This window comes from Bacillus sp. JJ1503, assembly GCF_036965125.1.
GTDB lineage: Bacteria > Bacillota > Bacilli > Bacillales > Cytobacillaceae > Cytobacillus.
This window is the reverse complement of record NZ_JBALOZ010000293.1, coordinates 1-10,204: the sequence shown is the minus strand read 5'-3', so window position 1 is coordinate 10,204 and position 10,204 is coordinate 1. Positions and strand designations below refer to the sequence as shown.

Below are 10,204 nucleotides of genomic sequence, written 5' to 3'. Positions count from 1 at the left end.
CCTCTCTGGGACGTAAAAAACGAAAAAACGCCAATTCCTTGATCATGAGGGATTGGCGGTTTATTTTACTCATCATAAAGTTTCTCAGCTTTTGCTAAAAATGACTTCGAAGGGGTCTCATATTTAATATATCCATCAATATTTGTAATCCAATGGTTGTCTCCTACGTCATATTGACCGCCATTTAAATGATCATATCCATAAACTCGGTAAACTTCTCCAGGATTTAGTATTCTAGAAAAGACCAATTTATTATTTTCTTTTCTTCTCCAAAGATTTATCGGTTTTAATATTTTGATTATCCCTTTTTGCCCCTTTTTAAATACTAACCCATCCCAAGTCGGAGGTTTTTCTGATTTTTCCTTAAGATTAAACGCCCTAACCAATCCGTTTACATGACCACGTGCTATCCTTTCTATATACGAAAACTGACTTAGTTTTGAGGCATCATTTGGATTATCAATAAACCCATTTTCAGTTAGCATTGCTGGCATATTGGATTCTCGAAGCATATGAAAGTTTTCCTGTTTTTTTCCGCGATCCATTAAATTTATTTGTTTAACGATTTCTTCATGAATGATCTCTTGGTAAGAGGATGAATTTTGTCTTTTGCTTGGATGAATATAATCTTCAAATCCAGTACCTCCGCCAGAATTTATATGGACAGATAGCAGAAATTCCGCTCCCCATGCGTTTGCCATATTCGTACGTTGATTAAGGGATACGGTTTTATCACTTTCACGGCTTAAATTCACCTGAATATTTTCGAAAGCTGTTAGCATGGTCTGAATACGTTTTGATATTTGCAAGGTTAGATTTTTTTCAAATAATCCATTCCCCACGGCACCTGGATCTGTTCCACCATGTCCAGGGTCAATGAAAATTTTGACCATTCGAAATCAACTCCTTTACATAAAGTATGCAAAAAAATAAGCTGCCATGTGGGCAGCTTTACTGTTTAATGATCGTTTATCGATGGTAATTTATTCTAATTCCTAGAAAGAGCATGATAATAGTTTTATCTTTATTTATCCTCCACCACAATATAAGCAGCCTTTGTTGGACCGTGTACTCCAACAACTAAGTTCATCTCAATATCCGCTGAATTGCTTGGACCAGTTATAAAGTTTACACATGAAGCAACTTGTTCTCCATTCTTTACTTTTTCCCTAATCAATCTTGCTGCTTGTGTCATACGTGGGACAATGGAGCTTTTCGGAATAATAATAACTGAAGTTGCTGGCAAGAAGCTAATACTTCTGCCTCTATCTTTACTGCTAAAAAGGACAGCTGTACCAGATTCTGCTAATGTGATTTCACTTATCGTGATCCCGACATTTGCTTTTTCTGCTAGCTTAATATTTTCTTCACCAACGCTTGAGTCCCATACATCTACTTTAATACCCTCACTCGGCAGAATATTATTGAATAAGGGAGAAAGCCCGAATTCATCGAATCGAGGGTCACACCATTTGATAATTGGTCCCCCACCATATTTGGTAATTATATTCTTTAATGTTTCGGGGAGCCCTGAAAGATCTGTTGTAATAAAGTCGGTGTGAATACTTTTGCATTGTTCCTTAAGGACTTGAAGCAATTCATCCTTACTAGCATCCTTTAATACTGCATCCTGAGGTTGAAAGTTCCACACGGGTCTTTCAATGGTGCTTTCTAGTTGATCTCTCCCTAACCGCTTAGCAATCTTTGATAAAAATGACTCCCGATTCTGGATGTTCCCAGCCATTATTTATCACCTCCAGTATGACGATTTGCAAACCAATCACGGAAGCGTTCTTTATTAGGTGCTGGAAAATCACGAATTTCTGTCCAAGCCTTAAGCGGACCTGGTCCTTTTGAAATTTTGTCCCCAATGGTAAATGGATTCATGGCAGCAGGCGCTACTTTCGAACCAATTTTATATAATGCAGGGGAAGCCGCTCCAAGCCCAAATGCCTTCATTGCCATTTTTTCTGAAATTGGCGCTTTACCTTCTTTTTCAACAATGACTTGACGATGTTTATGAAGAAGTTCATGTAAAGGAATTTTGACCGGACAGGCTTCGGTGCAAGCGCCACAGAGAGTAGATGCATATGGAAGTTCTTTATAGTCGTCATATCCTCCTAATAAAGGGGACAGGACTGCTCCAATCGGACCAGAGTAGATGGAGCCGTAAGAATGTCCACCCACATGGCGATATACTGGGCAAACATTTACACATGCCGCACAGCGAATACATTGTAAAATGGATTGAAACTCTCCACCTAATATGTCGGAACGTCCATTATCGACAACCACTAAATGAAATTCCTCTGGTCCATCCGCATCCTCTTCTTCTCGAGGGCCAGAAAGGACGGTTACATAGCTTGGCAGTTTTTGTCCAACCGCACTTCTTGTTAATAAACTAACAAGAACCTCCATTTCTTCAAAGGTTGGAACAAGTCTTTCCATTCCCATAACGGTTATTTGTGTTTTTGGCAAAGCCGTAACAAGATCAGCATTTCCCTCATTAGTCACTAAAGTAATGGATCCTGTTTCTGCAATTGCAAAGTTACAGCCTGTTATGCCTACATCTGCAGTTAAAAATTCATTTCGAAGCATTTTCCGCGAATGAGCGCATAATTCTGCAGGATCTTCAGTTTTCTCATAGTTTAATTTCTTAGCAAACACATCTCGAATTTGTTCTTTATTTTTGTGTAATGCTGGAGCTACGATATGTGAAGGAGGGTCATGATCATCGACTTGTAAAATATATTCACCTAAATCTGTTTCAATTACTTCACAACCGACTTTTTCAAGACAAGCATTTAGGTGAATTTCCTCCGTGACCATTGATTTCGACTTTACTACCTTTTTTGCGTTTTTCTTCTCAATAACATCTTGAATATATGACGTTGCTTCCTCAGCAGTTTCGGCAAAGAAAACATGACCGCCTCTTTTAGCAACATTCTCACTCAACTCATATAAATAATAATCTAAATTTTCAAGTACATGTTGACGGATCTCTTCTCCAAGCGAGCGCCATTCTTCCCAGTTGCCCAGTTCTTCTGCGGCTGCCAATCTTCTTGTATGAAGTCTTTCCTGTGCACTAGAAACGGCTCCTCTCATAAAAGAATTGTTAATGCCTGCATTGACTCTCTCGTCAAAATTTTCAGTGCCAATTTTCATTGCCATTTTACTCCCCCCTTTAACGGCTGTTTAATACTTCAGCAATGTGCATGACCTTTATTGGCTTCCCTTTTCGGTCGATGCGGCCGCCAATATTCATTAAGCATCCGCCATCTGCACCGATTAAATATTCGGCCTTAGTTTCCTCAATATGCTGAACCTTCTCATCAACCATTTGCTCTGATATTTGCGCCATTTTCACAGAGAATGTACCTCCGAAACCACAACAATTATGTTTGTTCGGAAGTTCTGTATATTCAAGCCCCTTTACATGACTTAATAGTTTAAGAGGTGCATCCTTTACACCTAGCAATCTCGTCATATGACAGGAAGTATGGTAAGTTGCCATTCCTTCCAATTTGGCCCCTACATCCTCGACCTTTAAAACATCTACAATAAATTGAGTTAATTCATACGTTTTTTCAGCCAGTTCCTTTGCTCTTGGCTCCCAAACTGGATCTCCTCTAAAAATAGTCGGATATTCATGAAACATATAAGCGCACGATCCAGAAGGAGAGACAACATACTCTGAATCCTCGAATGCCTCGATCATTCTTTTCATCGCTTCTTTTGATTCTTTCACATAACCGCTGTTATAGGCAGGCTGTCCGCAGCAAACCTGATCTTTTGGAAAATCAATTGTACAGCCAAGCCGCTCTAGAACTTCAACTGTAGCCTTTCCAACATTACTTTGAAACATATCTACTAAACATGTAGCAAATAGGCTTACTCTCATAGCCAACCTTCTTTCTAATCATTTTTCTTACTATATTATTATTCTATCTATATTATTTAATGAAAGAAAGTGTGTGTTATCATATTTGTTCGAAAATTTTAACATAGAAAATAGGACAGTACCCCTAAGATACTGTCCTTCATTGAATTAAGCGTTCGTATATACCTCAGCTTTTTTATTTTCATGGCGAATGGTTGCTTGCGCTGCTGCTAATCGAGCTAATGGCACTCTATAAGGCGAACAGCTTACATAATCTAGCCCTGTCTTATAGAAGAACTCAATAGAGCTTTTCTCTCCCCCATGTTCCCCGCAAATACCTGTTTTAAGCGTTGGCTTTGTTTTTCTTCCAAGTTGTACACCTGTTTCCACAAGCTTTCCAACGCCATTTTGATCAAGTGCTGCAAATGGGTTTTCCGGAAGAACTTTGTTCTCAATATAGGCCTGAAGGAATTTCCCCTCTGCATCATCACGGCTGTAACCAAACGTTGTTTGAGTTAAATCATTTGTTCCAAATGAGAAGAAATCGGCTTCCACCGCTATTTCGTCCGCTGTCAAAGCAGCACGTGGAATTTCTATCATTGTACCAATTGTATACTTAATCTTCTTACCGGTCTCTGCCTGAACATGGTTTGCTGCATCAATCACTACTTGACGCATTTGTTTAAGTTCATTGACATGACCGACTAGCGGAATCATGATTTCTGGCTGAACATCTATCAATCTTTCAGCTAGCTTAGCGGCAGCGTAGAAGATCGCCTTTGCCTGCATTTCATAAATTTCCGGATACATCATTCCTAAACGGCAGCCACGAAGTCCAAGCATAGGGTTATACTCGTCTAATTGCCGTACCTTTTTAAGCAATTGCTCTTTTTGCTTTAATTCCTTCGATTCCGGATCTAAAATTTGAAGCTTTGTTACCTCAACGAGAAGCTCCTCTTTATGAGGCAAAAACTCATGAAGCGGAGGGTCAAGTAAACGAACATTTACTGGATATCCTTGCATCGCTTCAAAAATCCCTTCAAAATCCCCTTGTTGCATCGGTAAAAGCTGCTCAAGCGCTTCCTTTCTCTCATTGAAGCTTTCTGCTAATATCATTTTTTGAACAATTGGTATCCGCTTACTATCCATAAACATGTGTTCCGTCCTGCATAAACCAATACCGGCAGCGCCAAATTCGAAGGCTTTTTTCGCATCCTCTGGATTATCAGCGTTAGCCCGAACTGTAATATTACGCACTTCATCTGCCCATCCAAGTAATCGCTGAAATTCTTCCGACAGCTCTGGATCGATCATCGGGACTTCTCCAAGAATGATTTCTCCAGTTGAACCATCAATTGTTATGATATCTCCATACTTAATCACTTTTTCGCCAGCGGCAAATTGTTTGGCTTTTAAATCGATTTTTAAAGCTTCACAGCCGCATATACATGCCTTTCCCATTCCTCTGGCAACAACGGCAGCATGGCTAGTCATTCCTCCCCTGCTTGTCAAAATGGCTTGTGCAGCGACAATCCCATGAATGTCATCTGGGGTCGTCTCAGGACGAACAAGGATCACTTTTTTGCCTTCATTTGCCAATTGTTCTGCTTCATCAGCATCGAAAACTACCTGACCTGTTGCAGCACCAGGAGAAGCTGGAAGCCCTTTTGCTAAAATAGTCTTTACTGCTGAGTCATCAATCCTGCGGTGAAGAAGCTGATTTAACTGATCAGGGTCAACACGAAGAAGAGCCGTTTCTTTATCAATAACCCCTTCATCTACCATTTCTACAGCAATGCGAATGGCAGCTTGAGCTGTTCTCTTTCCATTTCGCGTTTGAAGAATAAATAGCTTACCCCTTTCTACCGTAAACTCAATATCCTGCATTTCTAGATAATGCTGCTCAAGCTGCTGAGAGGTTTGAATAAATTGCTCAAATACTTCTGGCATTTCTTCCTTTAATGTTCGAATTGGCTGTGGAGTTCGAATTCCTGCAACAACGTCCTCCCCTTGAGCATTAATTAAATACTCACCGTAAAGCACCGGTTCACCCGTTGACGGATTCCTTGTAAAAGCAACACCCGTCCCTGAGTCATTCCCCATATTGCCAAATACCATACTTTGAATATTAACAGCTGTTCCAAGATGGTCAGGAATTTTGTTCAGGCGGCGGTAAACGATTGCTCGCTGATTATTCCAAGAGTTAAATACAGCACGGATAGCAAGGAAAAGCTGTTCCTTTGGATCCTCGGGAAATGCTTTTCTCGTATGTTTCTTCACAATTTCTTTATAACCGGCAATCACTTCTTTCCAATCTTCAGCCGTCAATTCAGGGTCAGTCGTGTATCCTTTTTGTTCACGAGTTTCTTCTAATAATTGCTCAAAAAAATACGTGTCAATTTCTAGGACAACATTGCTGAACATCTGAATAAATCGGCGGTAGGAATCATACGCAAAACGGGGATTATTTGTTAAGTTCGCTAAACCAGTAACTGTTTCGTCATTCATTCCAAGGTTTAAGATTGTATCCATCATTCCAGGCATAGAAAAAACGGAACCTGAACGTACAGAAACAAGTAAAGGATTCTCAGCTTCTCCCAGCTTTTTTCCCATTTTCTCTTCCAGACGGGATAGAGCCTCTAATGTTTGCAGTTCAACTGAAGCAGGAATCGCTTTATCAGATTCATAATAAGCATTGCACGCTTCTGTTGTAATTGTAAAACCAGATGGTACCGGCAAGCCGATTTTTGTCATTTCCGCTAGATTTGCTCCTTTTCCTCCGAGCAAATCTTTCATATTTCCATTACCTTCTTGAAATAAATAAACGAATTTCCCCATGATTATTAGCTCCTCTCCTTTTTTAACACTTCCAGAATTAAGCCTGCTGTTTCTTCCACTGCCTTATTCGATACATTAATAATCGGACATCCAACACGCTTCATAATTTTCTCAGCATAATCCAATTCTTCAAGGATCCGAGCAAAGCTGGCATAGTTTGCTTGCGAGGCAAGTCCTAGTGCCTTTAATCGCTCCTTGCGTATTTCATTTAGTTTATCTGGTGAAATGATTAATCCAATACAATTCTTTCGTGGAATTTCAAATAGCTCGTCTGGAGGCGGAACCTCCGGAACTAATGGAACATTCGCAACCTTAAACCGTTTATGCGCTAAGTACATTGATAATGGTGTTTTTGACGTTCTCGAAACACCAATCAAAACAATGTCTGCCTTAGTTATACCTCGCGGATCACGCCCATCATCATATTTAACTGCAAATTCAATTGCTTCAATCTTCCTAAAATATTCTTCGTCTAGCCTCCTCATTAACCCAGGACTATGATGTGGCTCTTTGTTAAACTGTGTTTGAAACGCATTCATTAATGGGTTTAATAAATCAACAGCTACAATTCCTTCTTCCTTAGCTCTTTTATCTAAATGCTCCTTTAAAGCTGGAACAACAATCGTATAAGCAATGATCGATTGGTCTTTACTTGCTAGAATAATAATATCTTCAATATCCTCAATATCATCTACATATGAATTTCTGCGAATATCAATTCGACTGCCAATAAACTGAGTTGCTACCGCTTTTACGACAAACTCTGCAGTTTCCCCAACCGAGTCTGACACTACATAAACTATTTCCTTTCGCATCAACTTTTTGCAACTCCCCTGAGCTTATTTTTCTCCAATTTCTATATATGCGCGAGTTAAGGTTGTTTTCGTTATTCTTCCTAACAGTAAATACGTGTTGCTTTTCTCCTTAACTTCTTTTACAACGGGTAAAGAATCAATATGAAAAGAAATCATTTTTTTGGCAGCCTCTAGCAATGTTTCTTCTGGATCAACTGTTTTAATATTTGGCATCCTCGTCATAATTACACTTACTGGAAGTTCCTGAAGATTCTTGTTTCCAAGTGATGCCCTTAGTAAATCCTTTCTTGAAACGACACCTGCTAAATACCCCTCAGAATCAACTGCATAAAGCGTACCAACATCTTCTAAAAACAACTGGACAATTGCATCATAAACAGAGGTCGAACTTTCAACAACAATTGGATGTGCTTTAAAATCCTTTACCTTTTGATTGATAAACTTTTCTGCCTGGCGCATGACTTGAAATTCCTCATTATAGAAATAGCCTACTCGAGGCCTGGCATCTATATTTCCAGTTCTTGTGAGTATAGCAAGATCTGGGCGTAAGGCAGCCCTAGAAAGGGAGAGCTTTTTAGCGATTTCATTTCCTGTTATTGGGCCATTACGTTTGACAATTTGAAGAATTTCATCCTGGCGATTGGATAATTTAATCATCACCACCCCCTAAGTAAGATAAGTATGTATTATTTTATATTACCATTATAATTATGACATACTTATTTGTATATAGTATATCCTATTTATTTTTCACCCTTTTTTCAAAATTGTTAAACTATCACTCCATAATTGAATGATTCAAAGGAGGGCAGGTTTCCCATCTATCTATTTTGTCAACAATAAGTTATAATAATATGTTGTTATTTAATACTCTTAAAGGAGTTTCTTTCATGAAGATAATCTGTTCTACATTAAATGCAAAATATATTCACACGAATATTGCCATACGTTATTTAAAGGCTTATGCAAGCCCTGAATTTCATATAGAAATTGCTGAATATACAATAAAAGACCCAATTATGAATATCGTGACCGATTTAATTCGAAAGAAGCCGGAAGTAATCGGATTTAGCTGTTATATTTGGAATATCGAAGAAACGATTAAAGTAGTCAATATGATCAAAAAAATTAACCCATCTATTCAAATTGTCGTTGGCGGTCCTGAAGTTTCCTATGATGTTTTAGACTGGATGAAAAAGGTTAAGGATTTCGACTATATTGTTATTGGTGAAGGGGAAGAGACATTTAAACAATTACTTTCTGGAATTCAAGGAGAATTGGAGATTGAACAAATACATGGGGTTGCTTATCGTAAGGATGGAGAGGTCAAAATCAATCCTCAGCGAAATAAGCTGGATCTTCGAGAATTACCATCTCCCTTCAGATTTGAAGAGGATATCCCTCACCTTTCCAAGCGTGTTACGTATATTGAGACAAGCCGCGGCTGTCCTTTTAGCTGTCAATTCTGCCTCTCATCGATAGAGGTTGGGGTGCGGTATTTCGACCGTGAAAAGATTAAGGACGATATTCGCTATTTAATGAAAAACGGCGCAAAAACGATTAAGTTTGTCGATCGGACATTTAATATTAGCAGAAGCTATGCGATGGAAATGTTTCAATTTTTAATAGATGAGCATCTGCCAGGGACTGTTTTTCAGTTTGAAATTACTGCAGACATCATGAGGCCTGAGGTCATTGAATTTCTAAATAAGGAGGCGCCGCCGGGTTTATTCCGTTTTGAAATAGGCGTTCAATCAACGAATGACTATACAAATGAACTTGTCATGAGAAAGCAAAATTTCGAAAAGCTTTCACGCACAGTGACAATGGTCAAAAATGGCGGAAAAATAGACCAGCATCTTGATTTAATTGCTGGACTTCCAGAGGAAGATTATCATTCCTTCCGAAAAACATTTAACGACGTATTCGAGATGAGACCTGAGGAACTGCAGCTTGGTTTCTTAAAATTATTAAGAGGGACAGGCCTGCGGTTGAGAGCTGCTCAGCACCAATATATTTATATGGATCATTCGCCTTACGAAATGCTCGGAAATAATGTATTATCCTTTGACGACATTATCCGGATTAAACAGGTTGAGGATGTATTAGAAAAATATTGGAATGACCATAGAATGGATTTCACTATTGAATATCTAGTAACGAAATCATTCTCATCTCCATTTGATTTCTTTCAGGAGTTCGGCAGCTATTGGGAAGAAAGAGGCTGGTCAAGAATTGGACATCAGCTAGAGGATTTATTTAGAAGACTTTATGAATTTCTTCAAAATAAGAACATAGCCGACTTAGATATTATAGAAGGTTTAATGAAGTATGATTATTTAATTAGACAAAAATATAAACCGAGAAAACCGTGGTGGGGCGAATCCGCTAGCTATGATAAAGCTGAGAGGTCTGTCATTTATCAGGACATTCTCCAAAATCCATCCATTTTAGGCTCTGAATTTGTTAAAATTGGCCTCAACGAAAAGGATATTTATAAGTACACTCTAATCGAAAGGCTTACATTTGATCTCGATAAATATTTAACTACCGGAGAAATCAACAAAAAGCCTACTTCCATCCTGACATATTTTGATTCAAGAAATGAAAAATCTTTCATTTTTTCTTCATCTAAAAATTAGTAATACTTGATCAGCCCCCTGCAATTAGC

8 protein-coding genes are annotated in these 10,204 nt (G+C 38.7%); 1 reads left to right on the top strand and 7 read right to left on the bottom strand.

What is annotated here, in order from left to right; all coding sequences use genetic code 11:
* Positions 1-65 precede the first annotated feature (65 nt).
* From V7149_RS20460 to V7149_RS20430, 7 genes are all read right to left on the bottom strand, one after another.
* Entirely contained in the window at positions 66-893 is an 828-nt protein-coding gene (locus tag V7149_RS20460) for an N-acetylmuramoyl-L-alanine amidase family protein (protein ID WP_335347439.1), read from the bottom strand.
* A 131-nt stretch (positions 894-1,024) separates the two neighbouring features.
* Positions 1,025-1,744 (bottom strand): LutC/YkgG family protein, encoded by a 720-nt coding sequence (locus V7149_RS20455; RefSeq protein ID WP_335347438.1) that lies wholly within the window; start codon positions 1,742-1,744, stop codon positions 1,025-1,027.
* On the bottom strand, positions 1,744-3,171 hold the full coding sequence (locus V7149_RS20450; protein WP_335347437.1) for a LutB/LldF family L-lactate oxidation iron-sulfur protein: 1,428 nt from the start codon (positions 3,169-3,171) through the stop codon (positions 1,744-1,746). Before V7149_RS20450 ends, V7149_RS20455 begins: the two co-directional genes overlap by 1 nt.
* Positions 3,172-3,184: 13 nt before the next feature.
* The gene (locus V7149_RS20445; RefSeq protein WP_335347436.1) at positions 3,185-3,901 is read right to left on the bottom strand and encodes a (Fe-S)-binding protein; all 717 of its coding nucleotides are present in this window, start codon (positions 3,899-3,901) and stop codon (positions 3,185-3,187) included.
* A gap of 147 nt (positions 3,902-4,048) precedes the next feature.
* Positions 4,049-6,718, bottom strand: a complete 2,670-nt coding sequence (ppdK, locus tag V7149_RS20440) for a pyruvate, phosphate dikinase (protein ID WP_335347435.1) — start codon at positions 6,716-6,718, stop codon at positions 4,049-4,051.
* 5 nt (positions 6,719-6,723) lie between these two features.
* Positions 6,724-7,536, bottom strand: coding sequence for a pyruvate, water dikinase regulatory protein (locus V7149_RS20435; protein ID WP_335347434.1), 813 nt, complete (start codon positions 7,534-7,536; stop codon positions 6,724-6,726).
* Positions 7,537-7,557: 21 nt separating this feature from the next.
* Positions 7,558-8,190: a helix-turn-helix transcriptional regulator gene (locus V7149_RS20430; protein ID WP_335347433.1), complete on the bottom strand. Its 633-nt coding sequence runs from the start codon at positions 8,188-8,190 to the stop codon at positions 7,558-7,560.
* Between the two features lie 233 nt (positions 8,191-8,423).
* Between V7149_RS20430 and V7149_RS20425 the strand changes: the two genes are divergently transcribed.
* The gene (locus V7149_RS20425; RefSeq protein ID WP_335347432.1) at positions 8,424-10,175 is read left to right on the top strand and encodes a B12-binding domain-containing radical SAM protein; all 1,752 of its coding nucleotides are present in this window, start codon (positions 8,424-8,426) and stop codon (positions 10,173-10,175) included.
* Positions 10,176-10,204: the final 29 nt, after the last annotated feature.

Coding starts and splice junctions, on each gene's coding strand:
- V7149_RS20460 (WP_335347439.1), bottom strand. CDS start 893: ATGGTCAAAATTTTCATTGACCCTGGACATGGTGGAACAGATCCAGGT.
- V7149_RS20455 (WP_335347438.1), bottom strand. CDS start 1,744: ATGGCTGGGAACATCCAGAATCGGGAGTCATTTTTATCAAAGATTGCT.
- V7149_RS20450 (WP_335347437.1), bottom strand. CDS start 3,171: ATGGCAATGAAAATTGGCACTGAAAATTTTGACGAGAGAGTCAATGCA.
- V7149_RS20445 (WP_335347436.1), bottom strand. CDS start 3,901: ATGAGAGTAAGCCTATTTGCTACATGTTTAGTAGATATGTTTCAAAGT.
- ppdK (WP_335347435.1), bottom strand. CDS start 6,718: ATGGGGAAATTCGTTTATTTATTTCAAGAAGGTAATGGAAATATGAAA.
- V7149_RS20430 (WP_335347433.1), bottom strand. CDS start 8,190: ATGATTAAATTATCCAATCGCCAGGATGAAATTCTTCAAATTGTCAAA.
- V7149_RS20425 (WP_335347432.1), top strand. CDS start 8,424: ATGAAGATAATCTGTTCTACATTAAATGCAAAATATATTCACACGAAT.